At 70.3% G+C, this 18,685-nt stretch carries 13 protein-coding genes and 2 pseudogenes; 5 read left to right on the plus strand and 10 right to left on the minus strand.

The features are described 5' to 3' along the window. Nucleotides 1-1,165 precede the first annotated feature (1,165 nt). Nucleotides 1,166-1,606, minus strand: a complete 441-nt coding sequence (locus tag ACWC94_RS34895; protein WP_450801298.1) for a hypothetical protein — start codon at nucleotides 1,604-1,606, stop codon at nucleotides 1,166-1,168. Between the two features lie 132 nt (nucleotides 1,607-1,738). After that, nucleotides 1,739-2,008, minus strand: a pseudogene (locus tag ACWC94_RS34900) (hypothetical protein); the annotation flags it as partial. A gap of 237 nt (nucleotides 2,009-2,245) precedes the next feature. Between ACWC94_RS34900 and ACWC94_RS34905 the strand changes: the two are divergent. Further along, nucleotides 2,246-2,929 (plus strand): hemerythrin domain-containing protein, encoded by a 684-nt coding sequence (locus tag ACWC94_RS34905; RefSeq protein WP_450801299.1) that lies wholly within the window; start codon nucleotides 2,246-2,248, stop codon nucleotides 2,927-2,929. Nucleotides 2,930-3,013: 84 nt separating this feature from the next. Continuing rightward, nucleotides 3,014-3,919 (plus strand): TIGR03619 family F420-dependent LLM class oxidoreductase, encoded by a 906-nt coding sequence (locus tag ACWC94_RS34910; RefSeq protein ID WP_450801300.1) that lies wholly within the window; start codon nucleotides 3,014-3,016, stop codon nucleotides 3,917-3,919. A 46-nt stretch (nucleotides 3,920-3,965) separates the two neighbouring features. On the opposite strand, the gene ACWC94_RS34915 is transcribed toward ACWC94_RS34910, so the two are convergent. The 5 genes from ACWC94_RS34915 to ACWC94_RS34935 form a co-directional block, all read right to left on the minus strand. Further along, entirely contained in the window at nucleotides 3,966-7,364 is a 3,399-nt protein-coding gene (locus tag ACWC94_RS34915; RefSeq protein ID WP_450801301.1) for an AAA family ATPase, read from the minus strand. 290 nt (nucleotides 7,365-7,654) lie between these two features. After that, on the minus strand, nucleotides 7,655-8,599 hold the full coding sequence (locus ACWC94_RS34920) for a pyridoxamine 5'-phosphate oxidase family protein (protein WP_450801302.1): 945 nt from the start codon (nucleotides 8,597-8,599) through the stop codon (nucleotides 7,655-7,657). Next, nucleotides 8,596-8,853 carry a hypothetical protein gene (locus ACWC94_RS34925; protein ID WP_450801303.1) on the minus strand — a complete coding sequence of 86 codons (258 nt, stop codon included), beginning with the start codon at nucleotides 8,851-8,853 and terminating at the stop codon, nucleotides 8,596-8,598. The genes ACWC94_RS34920 and ACWC94_RS34925 overlap by 4 nt, the downstream gene beginning before the upstream one ends. A 140-nt stretch (nucleotides 8,854-8,993) precedes the next feature. After that, a complete protein-coding gene (locus tag ACWC94_RS34930) occupies nucleotides 8,994-9,302 on the minus strand; it encodes a hypothetical protein (RefSeq protein ID WP_450801304.1) in 309 nt (102 codons plus the stop codon). A 330-nt stretch (nucleotides 9,303-9,632) separates the two neighbouring features. Further along, nucleotides 9,633-10,274 carry a carbonic anhydrase gene (locus ACWC94_RS34935; RefSeq protein WP_450801305.1) on the minus strand — a complete coding sequence of 214 codons (642 nt, stop codon included), beginning with the start codon at nucleotides 10,272-10,274 and terminating at the stop codon, nucleotides 9,633-9,635. Nucleotides 10,275-10,312: 38 nt separating this feature from the next. Here ACWC94_RS34935 and ACWC94_RS34940 point away from each other — a divergent pair, with 38 nt between their 5' ends. From ACWC94_RS34940 to ACWC94_RS34950, 3 genes and pseudogenes are all read left to right on the plus strand, one after another. Beyond that, nucleotides 10,313-10,528 carry a hypothetical protein gene (locus ACWC94_RS34940; RefSeq protein WP_450801306.1) on the plus strand — a complete coding sequence of 72 codons (216 nt, stop codon included), beginning with the start codon at nucleotides 10,313-10,315 and terminating at the stop codon, nucleotides 10,526-10,528. Between the two features lie 1,257 nt (nucleotides 10,529-11,785). Then, nucleotides 11,786-12,940: a PP2C family protein-serine/threonine phosphatase gene (locus ACWC94_RS34945; protein ID WP_450801307.1), complete on the plus strand. Its 1,155-nt coding sequence runs from the start codon at nucleotides 11,786-11,788 to the stop codon at nucleotides 12,938-12,940. A gap of 123 nt (nucleotides 12,941-13,063) precedes the next feature. Further along, nucleotides 13,064-14,267, plus strand: a pseudogene (locus tag ACWC94_RS34950) (PHP domain-containing protein); the annotation flags it as partial. 130 nt (nucleotides 14,268-14,397) lie between these two features. Here the strand turns inward: ACWC94_RS34950 and ACWC94_RS34955 are convergent. The 3 genes from ACWC94_RS34955 to ACWC94_RS34965 form a co-directional block, all read right to left on the minus strand. Further along, complete coding sequence (locus ACWC94_RS34955; RefSeq protein WP_450801308.1) at nucleotides 14,398-14,535, minus strand: hypothetical protein; 138 nt, start codon at nucleotides 14,533-14,535, stop codon at nucleotides 14,398-14,400. Between the two features lie 36 nt (nucleotides 14,536-14,571). Then, nucleotides 14,572-14,799 carry a class I SAM-dependent methyltransferase gene (locus ACWC94_RS34960; RefSeq protein ID WP_450801309.1) on the minus strand — a complete coding sequence of 76 codons (228 nt, stop codon included), beginning with the start codon at nucleotides 14,797-14,799 and terminating at the stop codon, nucleotides 14,572-14,574. Nucleotides 14,800-14,992: 193 nt separating this feature from the next. Then, nucleotides 14,993-18,085 carry a hypothetical protein gene (locus ACWC94_RS34965; protein WP_450801310.1) on the minus strand — a complete coding sequence of 1,031 codons (3,093 nt, stop codon included), beginning with the start codon at nucleotides 18,083-18,085 and terminating at the stop codon, nucleotides 14,993-14,995. Between the last annotated feature and the right edge of the window lie 600 nt (nucleotides 18,086-18,685).

Genomic DNA, 18,685 nt, shown 5'->3' on the forward strand with positions numbered 1-18,685 from the left:
TTCGGACTCGCTTTCGCTACGGCTTCCCCACCCGGGTTAACCTCGCAACACACCGCAAACTCGCAGGCTCATTCTTCAAAAGGCACGCAGTCACGGCCAGGAGCGGCCCAGCCCAGCGCCGCCTCGCCGCTCACCCCCTCAACGAGCTGAGACAGGTAGAGACAGTGGACCTAACCGACCTCGTCCAGGACGAAGGAGTCGGCGACGACACCCGTGACCATGCCGGGCCGTGCGCGTTAGCCGGGGGACACGCGCGTGCATCGGAGTGTCGTGCGGTCCCCGGGTCTCGCCGGCGTGGAGCCGGGATCGAATAGGTCATGTTTTCCCGTGACCGTCCTGTCATGGCAGGTAGCCCCTGGTCCTCCCCTCGAAGCCAGGGGCTATCGCCTGTCCGGGCTGGCTCCTCGCGAGCGGGCCTGCCCCAGGGCGGGGCTTACATCATGTCCCCGGCTCCTGACGGATGCCGCCGCTGTGTCGGCGGCCTGGGCGCGGCGGCGGTGCCGATGCGCAACTCGGCGGTTCCCTTCATCGGTGACCCGGCACTCCGAAAGCCTCCTTGATTGCCTGTCCCCGGCAGGAGCTTGCCGAGTGGATCATCCCAGTGCTCCCTGCCAGGCCGCCGGCGTAGACGGCACCAACTACCAGGTCAGCCACACCGAGCCGGTCAAAGGGCACGTCAGACACCACGGATGGCGAGACAGAGGCCATGCACTAGCTGTACCAGTCGCCTCCGACAGCGCGTGGCCAGGGGGAGCGGATTTACAGCCCACCCAAGATCGACCGATCACGTGCCCTTGACCTGCAGCTTCATTTGGCGGCCGTGGACCGCCGGGGACAGTCGAGATGCGGGCGGCGTTGGGACTGGTACTACGTCGGTCGAGCCCCTACCGCCAGCGGCTCCCGGGAACAGCCCAGGCTGCTGTCCCCACTTGCCCCGGGTCGGCTGCAGCGGTGGGCGCCGAACCGACCGCCTTTGTCCACACCGGTACTGTGACCGCCTCATCGATCCGTCTCTGGCTCAGGCCCTGAGTGGAACATGCGCGTCCCCGGCCTGCGCACAGGGGGAGCTCAGTAGTGTCCGAGCATTTCGTCGGCCGGAATGCAGTCGCTCATGGTGTTGGCCCAGTCGCTGGGCCTACCGAAGACCAGCCGTGTCAGGAGCGCATCATGCCGCACGCTGCGCGCGCGACATGATGCCCAGATCCTGCGAGCCGATGTCGCCGCCGGGTGTGATCTCGACGGTCCTGCCAGTGCTCTCCAGGTAAGTGGTGAGCTCACCCGAAAGCACGGAAGGAGGCCGACCGACCAGACGTATCCCCTCAAAGGTGACCTGGGGGCCGGTCAGGGCATCGACCGCGATGCAGGTCAATCCCATCGGGCCGGCGTAGTAGGCCACCACGTCCTCGCGGTAGAACGGGTCCACCGCGCGGAAGCTCGCGCGCAACTGCCTGAACGGGCCGAACTCGCCGAGCTCTGCAACGCCGTCGGACATGAAGCCGCACGTCAGCATCGCGCTCGTCGCCTCCTCCACGCTCATACCAAACCGCAGCGGGCCGACCCGTTCCAGTGGCGCGTAGTCCCATTGCTCTCGGTCCGATTCGGCCACCACTGTCCATGAGTCCGGCCACACGTCAAGCTGCCCCTTCCGGCGATCACGTCGATACGGTGCCGATGACTCTAAACCGGTGACGCCTCCATGGACCGCCGGACAGGACCTGAGGGCTGTGCTAGTGCCGCATCAGGCAACGTGTGCCCTGTCGACGACGCCGCGTAGGTGCCGGTCGTCGGCGTGGCGGTTGCGCCAGATGATGTAGCGGCGGATCATGCTGCCCTGCTTCTTGTGGTCAGCGCGGTCGGTGCCGTCGAGGGTGAAGTAGCGCAGGGCCATGAACTGGGCCTCGGTCCGATTCAGCCAGGAGGAGTTGGTCGGCGTGCAGGCGATCTCAACGTTGTTCGCCGCCGCCCGTGTGCCGACTCGCTGGCACTTCTTCGTGGTCAGGTGCGGTGAACACATCGACCGACAAGCTCATCCGCGCGGTGGACCACGCCCTTGCCTAGGCGCTCCATGTCTTTCCCTCCACCAGGAGAGAGGCTTGCAGCCCGTAACCATCGGCCCGAACACGATCGGCGCCAGCGGACGAGACCGGCTTACGAGGCAGCCGAACCTCGAGCCGGCGTTCACGTGAGCCAGGTACGGCAAGTCGGGTGCAAGTGCCCGGCAATCGGGCTCCGAAGACTGGGGATCATGACCACGAACCATGCTTCGGACTCCGCCGTTCACCCCTACACCCGCGAGATGGCGATGATCCACCAGGTGTTCCGTCGCGAGTCGCGCCTGCTGGCCGACCTCGTCCAGGACGTTCGGCCCGCAGACACCGCCCGCGCCCGGATCCTCGCCGAGCACTGGCGGCTTTACTCAATCGGCCTGCACGCCCACCACACCGGGGAGGACGAGATGCTCTGGCCGGTCCTGCTGCCCCATCTGGACCTCGATGCCGAGCAGGTGCTGGCCATGGAGGCGCAGCACCGGGAGCTCTCCGAAGGGATCAGCGAGGTCCAGGTGCTCATGGACCGGTGGCAGGAGAAGGCCCTGTCCGAGGACCGTGACGAACTGGCCGAGGCGCTGCGCCGGCATCACCGGCACCTGTGCGCCCATCTTGACGAGGAGGAACGGCAGGTCATGCCTCTTGTCGCCCTCCATGTGAACGAGAAGGACTGGCATGCGGTCGGGGAGCGGGGCCTCGCCGAGACGCCCCGCAACCGGCTGATGATCGCGCTCGGCGCCATCCTGGAAGACGCCTCTCCCGAGGAGTGCAGGGAGTTCCTCGCCCGGCTGCCCGTTCCGGCGCGGGTGCTGTGGAAGCTGCTCGGGCAGCGGCAGTACCGCCGCGAGACCGACCGGATCCGGGGCCGGCGTACAACCGCGTGACCGTCGTCCCCGCCGGCTGGGCTGGATGCGCGCCAGTGCGTCCGGCCCCGTTGCCCACCCCTCACCGATCGAGGAACCTCACCGATGCGCATCGGATTCTCCGTACCCCAGTTCGGTCCGTTCGCCGACCCCCGCCTCTCCGTCGGCATGTGCACGGCGTTGGAAGCGCTGGGCTGCCACAGCCTCTGGGTGGCCGACCGCCTCTTGGCCCCGCTCACCCCGCCCGACGGGTACCCGGGCGGGAAGATGCCCGTCCGGTACGGCACCCACCTCGACCCGCTGCTCGCGCTGGGCGTGGCAGCCATGGCGACCGAACGGGTACGACTGGGCAGCAGTACGCTCAACGCCCTGTGGCAGCCGCCCCTCGTGCTCGCCCGGGCCCTGACGACACTCGACCTGCTCAGCCGCGGGCGCCTGGATGTGGGCATCGGGCTGGGCTGGATGCGGGAGGAGTACGAGGCCGCCGGAGTGCCCTGGGAAGGCCGGGGCGCCCGGCTGGAGGAGACTCTTGACGTCCTCGACGCCGTATGGCGGCCCGGGGCGGTGGTCCACACCGGCCCGCTGTGGACGATCCGCGAGTCGACCATCCTGCCCAAGCCCCTCCAGAATCCGAGGCCACCGGTGCTGCTGGGCGGATTCACCCCATTTGCCCTGGAGCGGGTGGGCCGGCGTGCCGACGGCTGGCTCGCAGCCTCGATGCCGCTTGAGCACTTCCGCGGTCTGTGGGCCGTGGCCTCCGAGGCGGCCGAACGGGCGGGGCGGGACCCGGCAGGACTGCGGCGGGTGCTGCGAGTGAACCCTGATGTCACCAAGTCCGCGGCCGACCTGGCGGAGGGCCACCACCGTGGGACCGTGCGCCAGATCTGCGACCACCTGCGCACGATGTGCGCGGCGGAGACCGACGAGGTGCTCGTGGACCTCCAGTTGACGACGGACTCGCCCGGTCGGTTCCTCGAGCTGGCGGCGGAGTTCATGGCCGAGCTGGCCTAGCGTCGCGCGATCCGGACCGGCCCCACCCCCGTGACCGCCTCCCGTTCTACTCGCCCGACTGCGGAAGCCGGGCCAGGGCCGCCCGGGCGGCATCCGACCAGTGCGGGGAGTCCCATGCGGCTGCCACCCGCTCGGCCTCCCGGTAGTGGCGCTCCGCTTCCTGCGCATGGCCCAGGAACTGGGCGAGTTCGCCCAGGGTCTGCGCGACGGGCCGGAAGACGAGGCTGAGGCTGCTCGCTCCGCCTGCCAGCCCCTGGAGGGGAAGGAGATCGCGGTAGACCTCGGCGGCCGCTTGCCGGTCGCCGAAGGCGATGGCGGCGATGCCGCGCAGGCCGGCCAGGATGGAGTAGGCGAAGTCGCGGCGGATCGGCGCCCTGCGGGCGAAGACCTCACGGGCCTCTTCGCCGCGGTCCGCGGCCAGCAGGGCGAGGGCGGTGAGGGCTTCGTTGTGCGGCTGGTACTGCTCCCACACCGCGAGCAGCACCGGCAGGACCTCGGCGAGCCGGTCCTGCTGCAGGCGGATGCATCCGGCCGCCAGGCCCGCCAGTCCGCTGAGGTCCACCGCCCCACGCGCTCGCAGTTCCGCCACCGCGGACGCCAGGTCCTGCTCCGCCTCGTCGAATCGGCCCTGGGCCATGGCAACCATGGGGCGGCGCAGCCTGGCGATGGCGAAGGCACCGCGCAGCTCGTAGGTGCGGGCGATCTCGTCGGCGCGTACGAGGCACCGCTCCATCTGCGCCGGGTCGTTGCCGGCGGCGGCGATCCGGGCGGCGATGTAGGAACTCATCCAGGAGTACTCGGGGCTGTCCTGGGAGGCGGCGACCTCGGCAAGTTCCTCGTGGAGTTCGAGATAGGCGGCGGGTTCCAGTTCGCAGTCGATGCGGCGCAGCAAGGAGGTGAGGGTCAGGCCCTGGAGCCGGGGATCGCCCATGGTCCTGGCGAGCTCCACGGCCTGGCGTGCCACGGCCACGGCACGGGGGTCGGTGTCGTCCAGTGCGTCGGCGAGCTGGTCGAGGAGCAGGCACCGCTGCCGGTCGTCCGGGTGGTGATTCTCCAGCAGGTTCGTGAGCTCCTCGACGGCCTCGGGATCACAGGCCGCGTACGGGCGGACGCGCCAGGGCGTCGGTTCGGTCCATGTCGTGTAGGCGGCGGTCAGCAGGTCTGCCCGGCCCTCGGCACGGGCCACCCGGACGGCCTGCTGCTGTGCGTCGCGGGCCGGTACGACGGCCCCCATCCGGATCCGGCAGTCGACGAGCTGGCCCAGCAGCATCACACGCAGCAGGGCGGCGTCCTGGTCCGCGAAGGCTGCCGGATGGTCGGCCAGAAGGCCGAGGGCCGTGTTCAGCAGGGCTTCGGCGTTCTGCGGGGCATAGCGGCGCACGGCCTGCTCGCACGCCAGCCGGGCATGGTGGACTGCGGGGCCGGCGTCGGCGGTCACGACCGCGGCCGCCCGCAGGAGGTGGTGGGCGGTGGCGGCGACGTCGTCCGAGCCGAGGGCGATCAGGCTCCTGCCCAGTCGGGAATGCATCCGGGCCAACCGCAGGCGCGTGAGGTCCGCCTCCAGGGCGTCTCGTACGAGGGCGTGGCTGAAGCGGACCGTACCGGCCCGCGGCTCGGTGAGCAGCCCGGCGGTCACGCCGGCGTCCAGGGCGTCGAGGAGTTGCTCGGGATCGCAGTCCGCGGCCTGCACCAGGAGGGCGATCGGGGCCTCGCGGCCGGCGACGGCTGCGAGGCGCAGTCCGGCCGTGACGGTCGGTGCGAGCAGGGCGAGCCTGCGCCGCAGTACGTCCTGGACCCCTTGCGGGATCCGGGCCAGGGCTTGCTGCTCGCCCTCGTCGGCCAGCAGGAGGGAACTTTCACGGAGGTAGAAGGGGTTGCCCCCGGCCCGTTCGGCCAGGGCCGCCGCGGCCTGCTCGCTGATGTCGGCCGCCGACCGCCGCAGCAGTTCCTTCGCCTGCGTGTCCGACAGGCCCGAGAGCTTGATTCGTACGGGCGAGCAGGCGGCCAGGCGCGCCAGCGCGCCGGTCAGGTCGCCCTCGCCGGTGCGGTACGAGCCGACCAGGACCAGTGGTGCGTCGCGCACCTGCTCGGCGCAGAGCAGGAACAACTCGATGCTCTCCTGGTCACCCCGGTGCAGGTCGTCCAGCACGATCGCCAGCGGCTGCCGCGCGGCTGCGTCGCGGATCCAGCCAAGCAGCGCCCGGTGCAGCCGAAAGCGCCGGGCCGGGCTGCCGTCCGGCTGCTCGGAGCCGCTCGCGGTACCCGGGGCCAGCAGGGGGGCCAGCTCGTCGGCGTACGGTCCTGGTGGCGCGTCTTCGGCGAGGCCGGGGAGGAGATCGAACCAGGCCCGGCCGGGCGGGGCGCCGTCGGTCTCCGGGCACTGCCCGGATCCGACCAGCCAGCCCTGTGGGGGCAGTTGGCGCAGTGCGGCCTGCAGAAGGCTCGACTTGCCGATTCCGGCCTCGCCGGAGACCAGGACCACCTGCGCACGGCCGCCGCGTGCCCGCTCCGCCGCGTCGGCGATTGCCGCCAGCTCTTCGTCACGGCCCAGGAGCCGGCCTGCCATGAGGACCGTCGGCGCAGTCGGCGTCCCCGGTCCGGCAGCCGTGACGGAGCCGCGGAGCGTCACGGCGGCGGCCATCCCGGTTCGCGCGGTGGTCGCGGTGGGCGCCCCGGTCTCTCGGTGAAGGACGTCCAGACGCTGGTGCAGCAGGGCCTGCTCCAGCTCCAGCAGGGCCGGACCGGGTTCGACGCCGAGTTCCTCTCCGAGGACGTGCCGGGCCTGCCTCAGTGCCGCCAGGGCGTCCCCCTGCCGGTCGCGGGCCCACAGCGCCAGCGCCAGCAGCCGCCATCCCTCCTCGTGCAACGGCTGCTCCCGGGTCAGCGCGCCCGCGTCGGTGAGGGCCTGCGCAACCTGCCCGTGGCTCAGCCGCGTGGCGACGAGCCGTTCGCGGGCAGCGCGGTGCAGTTCCTCCAGGCGGGTGCGTTCACCGGCCGTCCAGGGCTCGTCCGCGAACTCCGCGTACGGCTGCCCGCCCCACGAGGCGAGCGCTTCGGCCAAGCCCTCGGCCGCGGCGTGGGCGGGCAGACCCGCAACCGAGCAGGCCGCGACCCGGTCCTCGAACACCCAGGCGTCCAGCGCGTCCCGTTCCAGGGCGAGGGCGTAGCCGTACGGCGCACTGAGCAGGAGTCGAGCGGCGGTCCTCGGTGCTCGTTCCGGTTCGAGAAGGCGCCGCAGACGCGCGATGTAGGCGTGCAGCGACGCCTGCGCACTCGACGGGACACGCGTGGGCCACAACCTCTCGATGATCCGCTCCGTGGAGACGACCTCGCCACGGGCGAGGAGGAGTTGGACCAGAACCATCCGCGCGAGCCGACCCGGTGTGGCAACCGGGCGGCCGTCGACCTCGACCCGGAACGCGCCGAGCACCTTCATTGTGACCATGACAACCACATCGTAAACGGCGAGGCACCGTGGACGATCTCCGGCGACCGTGCCGAGAACCCAAAGAACCTCGCCCGGTCCCCTCTCCCGCCGCGCCGTCAGTCCGCGTGCCCCGAACGAGCCGGAGTGGTGATCAATGGTGCGGGGACTTCATGACGGCCGCCAGGCGGTCCCCGTCCGACGGTGCGGGGAACGCTGGGCGGGCAGAGCGACGCCCGAGACGGGCGAGTGCTGCGGCGAGGTGGCCGATCAGGGCTCGCACGGAGACTCCTCACGCACGGAGCGGCAGTTCAGCACGGTCGGCTCCGTCCTGGATGCGACGGTGCCGCCAGGGCACGGAACTGATCCCACTGCACTTTCGGGTGGGGCAGACCGCGCCGCGCGAGATAGCGGTCGGTCGACCGCTTGGTCTGGCGCAGGACCCGCAGGGCATCGCTGGCCCGGCCCGAACCCATGGGTTCGATCACGCTGGACGGCACCAGGAGCCAGCCCGAACCGGTCTGCCTCAGGTCTCCGCGTACGAGCGCGTTGTACATGTGGTTCAGCAGTTCGTCGTGCCGGTGCACCAGCAGGCTGGCCGGCCCCGGCTCGACCCGGCAGTCCGGTGGGACCTCGACCAGATAGCCCGACGGTGTCGGCCGCGGGCGGGTACGGGCGAGCAGCGGTGCCCCCGAGGCGTCCCGGCCGGCCAGTACCGCCGTCGGCATACGGCCGAGTTGCGCGGCCCCGGGCAGCGTGTGCGTCGCGGCGGCGGGAGCCGGCGCCTCGAGCCGCGGCAGCTCCTCCAGGCTCGGCCTTATGCTCACCCGTTCGGGTTCGACGGTGATGAGGAGGCGCAGGTAGTACCAGGACATCAGCGGCCTCATGGGGCGCTTGAGGTAGGCGCGGCTGTGCGGCTGGCGTTCGAAGAGCCTGCGCCAGTACTCCACGGCCCCTTCCGGCCCCGTCATGATCGCGTCGGGGCAGTGGGCGCGGCCGCTGACGAACACTTGCGGAGGCCGGTCCAGTCCGCTGCCCGTGGGGTCGGAGAAGAGCAGCGCGACCCGGCCGTCGCGGCGTACGTTCAGCGCCTTTTGGGCGAAGGCGAGGGACGTGGTCAGCAGGAGGGTTCCGTCTTCGCGCCGAGCCACGGCCGTCGGCCAGGCCAACGGCGTTCCGTTCTTGCCGAGGGTGACGAACTCGCAGGTGCGGTAGGCGTCCAGGACGTCGTGGGGAGCGCAGTCGAGTACCGTCATCGCGCCGCTCCGCGGACGAGTACGGCCGGCGTCCGTTGCGCGGTGCGTTCGCGGAGGAATGACCGGACGGACTCGTCCTCACCGTTGCGGCGGCGGTGCAGCCCGTGTTCGGTCAAGCGGTGGGCGACCGAGGCGGCCCGGCCCGTTGCACCGTGCGGGGCTGCGGGGAGCAGGGGCGCCAGCGGCTTCCGCTCGCGGTGGTCCGCGATCGTCTCGTAGGGGCGGGGCTGTTCGGAGGTACTGCTGGGTGACACGCTCGGTTGCTCCAGGATCGAATGCCGACGGCGGATACGACACGGTGCCCACCGGGCCTTGGCGTGGACTTGGTGCCGACTTGCCGTTCTCCTGGATACCGAAGGCATATGAGGCCATGACGGCCCTTGAATGCGGCCGCCTACCGCAGCCTGCGCCGACTCAACGGCGCTGTCAGCCCGCGTTCGGCCATCGGGGACGGGTCGTGGCCGAAGCAGCAGCAGCCGGTGCCGTCGAGCACCTCAAGCCAGTCCCGCCAGGTCTCCAGGCCGTTGCGGCAGCCCGGCTCGACGAAGACGGCGTCGGTGGCGTTGTCGGTCACCCGGAGCCCGCCGGCGGCGAACAGGTTGGGCATGGTGAGCAGCCCGTGCAGGAACGTACCGAGCGGGTCGGGCGGGCACGGCCCGTGCTCCTCCTCCAGCTCGAAGTCGTTGCAGTCGGCGATCCGCATAACTGCCGTGCCGACCTCCGCCGGAGTCAGCTCCCCGTCCAAAACGAGGTAGCCGTACGACTCGTGCTAGACGAATAAGTCCGATGGGGCCCAAGCCCGAACAAGCCCAAGTCAGCTGACCGGGCGCCAGACGAGAGGGGCTGAGAACCAGCCCAGCCAAGAGCCGGAATGACCGATGCTAAGGTTGCTCGGTTGCGCTGTCCAAGTCCAGCCATTCCAGGCCGCCTTCACGGGAAGCGATCTTCACAGACCGGGGCCGCTTCGAGACGCCTCGGTGGTCCCAAGTGACGTCGCCGTAGCCATCACGCTGAGCAGCCACGGCCGGGGCGGTCAGGACGCTGCGGGGACTGTGGCGTCGAGGCCGCGGGCGGCGACGAGCTGTGCACTGCCGTCGGCCAGGCGGTAGCGCAGGCCCACCACGGCGGCCTGCCCGGCGGCGACCTTGTCGGCCAGGACCCGGGAGCGGTCCAGGAGCAGGTCGGCGGTGTGCCTTATGTGCTCGGCGAGGATCTGATCGGGCTCGACCTTTCCGGCGGCCCGCGCGGCCAGCACGCTGGGGGTCACCCGCTCGACGACGTCCCGGACGTACCCGGCCGGCGTCATGCCGTTCTCCAGGGCGGCACACGCGGCGCCGACCGCGCCGCACGAGTCGTGGCCGAGGACCACGACCAGCGGGCAGCCCAGCACGTCCACGCCGAACTCGATGCTGCCCAGCACCTCCGGGCCCATGACGTGGCCGGCGGTGCGCACCACGAACAGGTCGCCCAGGCCGCGGTCGAAGATGATCTCGGCGGCCAGCCGGGAGTCGGAGCACCCGAACAGCACGGCGAAGGGCTGCTGGGACGGGGCGGTCTCGGCGCGGCGGACGGCGTCCTGGTTGGGGTGCTCAGGGGTACCGGCGACGAAGCGCCGGTTGCCGGCCAGCAGCAGGTCGAAGGCGTCGCGGGGCGTCGGGGTGTGGATCTCGGTCATGGCCGCAGCCTACGAGCCGGACCGTTCGTTGGCACTGCGTGAATGCTCACAACGGCGATGCGCAGCCCGTTACGGCCTCGCTGGAGGTGTACTGGCTCCCGCCCTGGCCGGACAGTCACACCGATGCCGGCGTGCAGGAACGCGCGACGGACCGGCCGGCGTCGTGGAACGGACGGGCGGTGATAGTCGCCATCGCGGTGGCAACCGTGATCCTCGCGGTGGTGTCCGTCGTGGTGCGTGACCTGCCCGGGTGAGTCTCCATGACAGAGTCAAACCGACTGGGTGACCGGTGGGGCGCAGGTGGCGTGCCGCAGCCGGCCGGCCACCGGATGGGCCGCAGGATGACCACCCGGACGGGCGGTGCGGCGGGCCCGACTCCCCGGCGGCGCCTGCGCATCCCGCGGAGTGTGCGGGTCCTGCGGACCGCCCGCCCGGCTGCACCGTTCTGCCAGCGGTGCAGCCGCCCCGTGCCCGTGCGCCGGGTGTACCGGTGGGCCCAACCACGGTGTGCCGATCCGGCAGCCCGGGAGCGCGGTGCCAGGGCGCTCGGGGCTCCCTGGGGGTGCGGTGGGCGGTGGGGGCCGTTCCCGCACCGTGCCGTCAGGCGCGGGCCAGGAGCCCCACCCCTCGGCCTTCGCCGCGGCCATCCCCAGCGTCCAGCGCACCGTCCGTCACGTTTCCTAGCCCCTCCCGCAGCTGGGCGACCACTCGCAGCCGGATCGCCGGAGTCAGCTCATCCAGGCCGGCGCAAGTCCCGCAGCAGCCCGCCGGTGTCCGACGCCCACAGCTTGCGTCGCCGCCAGCGGGTGAACACCGAGCTGACCGCACGACTGGAAGAAAGAGACGCGGAACTCGAGGCGATGCGCGTCGCCAACCGTGAGCTGACCCAGGCCTTGAACCAACGCGGAGCTGCACACCAGTAGATCAGCCTTGGACTCGAGCGAGCCGTGGGTGGCGCTGGTATTGATCTTGGTCGGGCCGGGCACGCCCCTCGGTGAGGGACCCGGTGAAACGCGGTGACGGGCACTGCGCGGCTGCACCGCTGAGAGCACTGCGCGGCTGCACCGCTGGGAGCACGGTGCAGCCGGGCGGGCGGTCCCGCAGACCGCATGGGTGTCCGCGGGCTGCGCAGGCGCCGTCGGGGAACCGGGCCAGACGCCCCGCCCGTCCGGCTGATCACCCTGCCGCCCGGGCGCATGTGGCCGACCGTGGCGCGCCAGCACCACCTCATTGGTTCCCTGGACGGCGCACAGACGTTCACCGCACAAGCCCCGACACCACCGCGGTGATCACAGTGGCCGTGGAGATGCCGACTATGACCATCCGCGCGGTAAAAGCCACAGACCGCTTGGTTCGGACTCCGCATACCAGGGCACCGTCTTGATCACGGCCTGCAGCGCGATGCCACCGGAGATCCATCCCCGCGATGCAGTCCGTTGACGCCCCACGGTCAGGCGTCCTGGTCGCCGAGTCGGGAGGCCGTCAGGGCGTCGGCGAGGCACGCTGAAGGTGTGGTGTCGCTCTTCCGCTCACCCTCTCGACCAGGAGTGGGCGGTCAAAGCAGGGTCCTGCTCGCGCTGGCGCAGTGCGTGCCGTTTGTGATCGCGCTGGCCGTGCTGGTCATCGAGCTCACCCCTGCTCACTTCATCTATACCGGCCCCTTTCTCGCCGCGGTGCCGGCGCTGGCGGCGGTGACGATGGGCCCCAAACGCACGGCCGTGGCGGTGGCTCTCGCGCTGGCGGTCAGCGTGACCACGGCCACGTACAACCAGGCATGGGGCACCCTGCAGGTCTATACCAACTTCCTGGCTCTGGCTCTGGTCTCGGTGGCCGGTTTCATCACCAGCAGCGTCATGCGTACGTACAGGAAGAGCGAGCTCGACCAGGTCCGCCGGATCGCCGTTGCCGCACAGGAGGTCATTCTGCGACCGGTCCCCGAGCGCCTTGGCCCCGTGCGGGCGGCCAGCCTATGCCTGGCGGCCGGGACCGGGGCGCAGGTAGGGGGTGATCTGTACGAGGCCGTGCAGACGCGGTACGGCGTCCGGATGATCGTGGGGGACGTCCGCGGCAAGGGGCTGAGCGGCATGCATGCGGTCGCGGTGGCGCTGGGTGCGTTCCGGGTGGTCGTGCACTATGAGGACGACCTGGTGGGGGTCATGAACCACTGCGCGGCCGCGCTGCGCCGGGAGGCGGCCGTGCCGGGCGCCTTTCCCGAGGAAGCCCTGATGGAGGGGTTCACCACTGCACTCATCGCCCAGGTGCCGAACGACGACCCCGTGGTGCAACTGGTCAACCGCGGCCACCCGCCCCCGCTGGTACTCCACCAGGGCCGAACCCAGGCTTTGATGCCCTCCTCGCCGCAGCCGCCCCTGGGCCTGGAGGACCTGATCACCTGCCCTGCCGAGAAACCTGAGACCTATCCGTTCGTACCTGGGGACCGTCTGCTCCTGTACACCGACGGCGTGATCGAAGCCCGCAACCCTGGCAACGGCTTCTTCCCTCTGCCGGAGGCCATGGAGTCGATCAACTGCAGCACCACTCCTCAGGAGTTTCTTGGGCAACTGCACCAGGCGCTGCTCAGGCACACCGAAGGCCGCTTGGCGGACGACGTGGCGATGATCCTTGTCGACCGGCTCGACGAAGGAGTCGGTATGTCGGCCGTCTGAGACTTGGGGCAGCTGGGAAGCGTGTGAAGCGTTCCCTGAGTCGAAAAGTCGCACCGTCCCACTCGTGACCTGGGATCTCGCGCGCTTCGATGCTCGAACAAAGACTCGTGATCAGGGGGAGTGGTGCTCACACAGCGGGGCGAAGAGGGCAGGAGATGGGAGGCGCGCCATGGGGGGGTTTACCACCTCAACGTCGTCTCCGGGTTCTCCACGCGCTTCGGCGCCGCCCACCCCCAGCAGCTCGTCCAGCGCGCCGCAGAACGCGGCATGACCGCCCTGGCCCTGACCGACCGCGACGCTGTCACCGGCGCCGTCCGGTTCGCGCAGGCCGCGCTCGACCACGGCATCCGGCCGATCTTCGGCATCAACCTGGCCGTCGCCCCGCTCGCCCCTGCCCCCGTGCAGCGCCTGCACACCCCGGTCCGCAGCGGCGCCCACGTGTTTGAGTCGCCGCCCCGCGTCGTCCTGCTCGCCCAGTCCCGCACCGGCTGGGCCCCGGCTGTGCCGGCTGACCTCTGCCGCCCACGCCCACGGCGACGGTCCGCCCCTGCTGACATGGGACGACCTGCACCGGCACGCGGGGGAGGGGCTGACCGTCTGCTCGACCCCGCCTCCGAACCCGTCCGCGCCCTGGCCGCCGGCCGAGGCGACCGCGCCGAACACCTCCTCGCCCCCTGGCGGCAGCTGCCCGGCATCCAGCCGCGCCTGGAAACCTGCTGGCTCGGCCTCCCCGGTACCGGGCCCGGCTCACTGCGCCTGGCGCTGCCCGCACCCTCAGCCTCGCCGACCAGCTGGGCATCCCGGTCGTGCTGACCAATGCCGTCCGCTACGCCGACGCCGGCCAGCACCGCCTCGCCGACGTCCTGGACGCCGCCCGCCTGTTGCGCGAGCGCGCCGAGGCCGGCCTTGTCCGCCGCGGCCTCGATCGCGACCCGCGCGCCCGCCAGCGACTGGAGGAAGAGCTCGCGGTCATTCGCACGCTCACATAGGACACCTACTTCCTCACCGTCGCCCCAGTCGTCGCCGACGTCCGCGAGCTCGGGATCCGGGTCGCCCCTCGCGGCTCCGGCGCCGGCAGCATGGTCAACCACACGCTTGGTATCGCCATTGCGAATCCGCTGGACTTCAACCTGCTCTTCGAGCGCTTCCTGTCGGTGCGCCGCGCGAGCCTGCCGGACATCGGCATCGACTTCGACTTCGACATCGACATCGACGTCGAGTCCGCCCGCCGGCTCGAGGTCTACGACCGCATCATCGAACGGTTCGGCACTGAACGCGTCGCCGTCACGGCATGCCGGAGATCTACCGTGCCCGCCACGCCCTCCGGTTCCCTGCAAGTCCTACGTGTTGAGCCATTGTCGTCGGGCCGCAACTGGCCAGCGGGGAACCCTCTCGAGATCGCCTACGGCGAAGAGGGTGCTGTGGGATGAGGCACTCGGCGGAGTGAACCTCCCAGCTCAGCTGATGCGACGCAGGACGGCCCAGCTGCCCCAGCCCGCCTCGCGCTCCGTAACCTGCCAGGTGCTGGGCAGAGCGGCGGCGACGGTGGCTGCGGGAAGGTACAGCGGCCCGTCGGTGCCGAGCTGGTTGTCCACAGCAGAACTCCGCCGGGTGCCAGGACACGGGCGGTCTCAGCGGGGGAACAGGAGCATGTCGATCGCCGCGATCGCGGTGACGGAGTCGTCCGCCAGCGGCAGCTTGCTCGCGTCGGCGCGCACCCGCGACGGGGAGCGGCCTTGGGCCTGCCGCAGCATGCGCATTGACAGGTCGACACTGATCACCTGCGAGAAGGCCGCCGTCAGCGTGGCGGTGAACAGGCCGGTACCGGAGCCGAGTTCGAGCCAGGGTCCCTGGGGCATGGGGGCCGCCGCGGGTGAGGGCGTCGTGTAGGGGGTCGTCGCGGCCGGTGGCGCGGGTGGTGTCCCAGTCGGCGGCGAGCTGGTCGAACAGGTCGGCGAGCTCCGCAGCGCCAGCTGACTCGGCCGACGTGCCCACAACGTGGCCCGTTACGAGCCAGACCGGTGGATCCTCCCGTAAGAACGGTCTGGATGCCTAGTCATCGAGGTGGAGCGGGCGGATGCTGCCAGAGATCGGAGGTTGGATACGCCAGGGCCGGGCGATGGCGCCGTCGCTAGCCCACCCGTAGTGCCGTAGCCGGTCGGCGTCTTCCGTTCGGCCCAGCTCGACTAGTGCACGGACTGTGAGGGTGTGGTCGGCGAGTCCGGCCGCTGCCGCGCGCATCAGCCAGCTGAGCGCCTCACCCCACCGGTTCGCGTTCGCCAGCGACATGCCGGCCACGCGCAGGGCTTGGATGTCGCCGATGGCGGCAGCGCGGTCGAACCACGGGAGGGCCTCATCCAACCGGCGGCTGTGCGAGAGCTGATTTGCTATCTCTCGAAAGGCTTCGCTGTCCCCGTGCGACAGCGCACGGTTGAGCCACTCCAGGGCCTCCTGCGAGCGGCCGCGGCGTGCCAGGTGTGTTGCGATCTGCCTCAGTACCCGAGCGTGGCCTGAGGCGATTGAGCGCTCAACCCACACGTCGACCTCTTGCATGCGGTCAGTGCGGAGCAGGAGAGTGACGGCCTCCTCTTGAGCGTCCGCATCACCGGCGTTGAACGCTTGCTCCAACCATGTGAGCGCCTCGTCCAGGCGGCCTGCGGCTTCGAGCAGCCCCGCTGTCGCGCGAAGTGACGGAACGTCTCCGTCTGCGGCGGCACGCTGGAACCAGATGAGTGCCTCATCCTCACGACCTGCTTCAACAAGCAAGTGCGCCGCGGCGCGCAGCGCATGCCCTTCACCGATCCGGCTTGCCTGCTGGAAACGTGCGAGCGCGTCCGTCGTACGGCCGGCTTGCAGTAGCCATTCCGCGGCCATCATGAGGGCGAGCGAGTCACCTCTGTCGAATGCTTTCCCGAACCACGTGAGGGCCTCCTCGAGGCGCCCTGCGGCGGCGAGGCAGTCACCAGCTGACCGCAGAGCCGCGGCGTCGCCGTTCACGGCCGCTCGTTCGAACCAGACGAGCGCGTCCTCGATGCGGCCGGAAGCCGCCAGTTTGTCACCGGCAACACGGAGCGCGTCAGGATGGCCCGCCCGCACCGCGCGTTCCAGCCACGAGAGAGCCTCGTCCAGGTGGCCCGCATCAGCCAGCAGCCAGCCCGCCTCTCCCAGGGTCGTGGGGCCCATGTCTGCCGCGGCCGCTCGCTCGAACCACGCAAGGGCTTCGGATATCCGTCCTGCGGCGACTAGCCGCCCGCCCCATGCAAGGAGTTCCTCGGGCCCAGAGGCGAACGGGGGAGACCCAGGCGCTGTGGCGATTTGAGGCCACTGTTGTTCTTTCAGCCTCGCTGCCGCCTCGGTCGCATCGTCGACTCCCGCGGCTATGGCTCGGGCGCACCATTCCAGTGCCTCGTCCAGTCGGCCCTCAGTCGCAAGCCAGTGAGCTGCCGTGACGAATGCACGAGGCGAGCCTGCATCCCCAAGGTGCTGGAACCACTTCAGAGCGTCTTGCAGGTGTCCTGCTGCCGCGAGCTGGCTGCCACCCGCTAGGAGCGCGTCCCGGTCGCCGGCCTCGGCTGCCCGCTGAAGCCAGACAAGTGCCTCCTGCAGACGTCCCTCGGATGCCAGGTCGTCCGCTCGACGTCTGCACGCGTGGGTGTCACCCGCGGCGGCTGCGGCCTCGTACCATGCATTGGCTTCCTCTCGCCGCTCGAGGTTCTCCAGCACCCGGGCCACCCGAACGTAGTGGCCGCTGCGTGCCCACAGACGGCATGCCGTCTCAGCGAGCCCCCGTTTTTCCGCGGACAGTGCCAGGCGGTGAGCAGCCTCGTGATCGCAGCGCTGGACGGCTGCTTGCCAGAACAGCGCAGGGACCGGGGCGAGGCGTCGTGTCGACCGCCCGTGGGCTTCGAGGAAGTCCGCCAGCCGGTAGGCCTGGCCGTTACCCGCCACTGCGACCGTGGCACCTCGTGGACGCCGCTGGGCGTGAAGAGGCCCGCGGGCACCTTTGACGGCATTGGTGAGCTGAGCGATCGACTGTTCGAGCCAGTTGTCCGGCAGCAGATCCCATTCGGTATCGGTGAGGTACGCCTCGGCGGCTGCAGCAAGGAAGGCCATCGGAAGAGTGGTGGGGTGGCCGAGTCTGCGGGCGTCCATGGCTGCCTCGAGGAGCGCTCTGGGGCCCGGCGCCGCCGTCTGGTAGATGCTCATCAACTCGAAGCCGGCCGCCAGGTATTGGGTGATCTTCCCGTCCTGGGCAGAGCGTGCGGCAGCGGCCAGACGCGGGTCCTGGGAGCCTTGAATGCCTGCGACCTCGGATGGGTCGAACGCCGGCGGCACGTACAGGACCCTGCCGGCCAGCAGCACCCTCGCCTGAGCGTGGTGGTCCTTTGCGCCTGGCGGGGGCGTGACGCGCAGGTCCTCGAAGTAGCCCGGCCCCGGCCAGATTGTTCCCATGACCAGGACCGGGGCCCGACTGGTGTCACTGAGCACGGTACGCAGGCCCGCGGCGATGGGCTCTCCGTGTTGTGGGTGGAGAAGGTAGTGGTGGGCTTCGTTGAGCCAGATCACCGTCTTCGGGCCCACTCGGGAGAGGTCCGCGAGTGCGGCTTGCGGCCTTTCCGGATCGATGGGGTGCCACAACCGCCAGTCGGGCGGCAGGCGTTGTACGGCTTCGAAGCAAGCGCGGGTCTTTCCGGTCGAAGACGTCCCCACCAACATGACCAGGCGACTTTGCCCTGTGGCGGACTCGCCAATGATGCGCTGCAGTTCCCCGTCGTGAGCGCGTTCTACGTACGCGGGCAGCCCGGTCTCACCGTCCATGGTGATGGCGTGGTGCACTTCCAGGTCGTACGGATCAAGCTCCTTGATGGGACGGCCCAGAGGTTCGAAGAGCTGTATCTGTGTCCACAGGGCAGCCGCCTGCTGGCCGCCGTGCGTACCGTCGGCTCCGCTCATCTGCGTCAGCACAGTGAGCAGCGCTACTACATCCGCCTGCTTCGCCGGCACGCTGGGCTCGCCGATCACCCGGTTGATGGTGTCTCGTGAGGGGCTGGCAGCCAACGCGTCATCGTCGGCCACGGCCGCGGCCATCTCGTCCAAGGTAGGCGCGCCGGCGGCGAGGTAGGCCTCGTAGATCAAGGTCTTCAACGCGCGCAGCGGACCAGGCGGCAGCGTCGGTCGAGGTATCAGCCGCTTGGCCCCCGTGGGCCGACGAGCGCCCGCCCCTGCTCCTGCCCCGTCGCGCTTCATCGCACCATCGTGCCCATCACAGCACTCCGGACGCTGCTGAACTGAGCAAGTTCCATGCAGCAGATCAGCCCCGATCGCATCTCATCCTGTGCCAGTCCACCGCCTTGAAGGTGGAGAGCAAGCCGGCCGGCTATCCCTGACAACGACACGTTGAGGACACGGCCATGCCAGCGATGACTCTCCTCCGTGTACGGGAGGCACCGCCGGCGGATCGGCACTTGCGGGGCTAACAACTCCGCAGGTCAAGGTCCAGCCGTCCATCCGCGCGTGGCTCCGTCACGCCCAAAGCAAGGAAATGGCATGTGTGCATCAATGCCCCGTGACACCGCTCCGCCCCAGCCCCAGTCCTCTGTCCGGGCGGGCAGGGGACGGCGCATCACAGGAGGGGCGATCGGAGGCGCGGGGGCGGCGGTCACCGCACTGACGATGGCGGGCGCCCCATGGGGGGTCGTAGCCATCGCCGCGGTTGTAGGTATTGCGGTGCCTGGCCTGCTCGCT

The sequence above is a fragment of the Streptomyces sp. NPDC001135 genome, from assembly GCF_053598395.1.

Coding starts and splice junctions, on each gene's coding strand:
- ACWC94_RS34960 (WP_450801309.1), bottom strand. CDS start 14,799: ATGCCCCAGGGACCCTGGCTCGAACTCGGCTCCGGTACCGGCCTGTTC.
- ACWC94_RS34935 (WP_450801305.1), bottom strand. CDS start 10,274: ATGACCGAGATCCACACCCCGACGCCCCGCGACGCCTTCGACCTGCTG.
- ACWC94_RS34910 (WP_450801300.1), top strand. CDS start 3,014: ATGCGCATCGGATTCTCCGTACCCCAGTTCGGTCCGTTCGCCGACCCC.
- ACWC94_RS34915 (WP_450801301.1), bottom strand. CDS start 7,364: ATGGTCACAATGAAGGTGCTCGGCGCGTTCCGGGTCGAGGTCGACGGC.
- ACWC94_RS34905 (WP_450801299.1), top strand. CDS start 2,246: ATGACCACGAACCATGCTTCGGACTCCGCCGTTCACCCCTACACCCGC.
- ACWC94_RS34930 (WP_450801304.1), bottom strand. CDS start 9,302: ATGCGGATCGCCGACTGCAACGACTTCGAGCTGGAGGAGGAGCACGGG.
- ACWC94_RS34920 (WP_450801302.1), bottom strand. CDS start 8,599: ATGACGGTACTCGACTGCGCTCCCCACGACGTCCTGGACGCCTACCGC.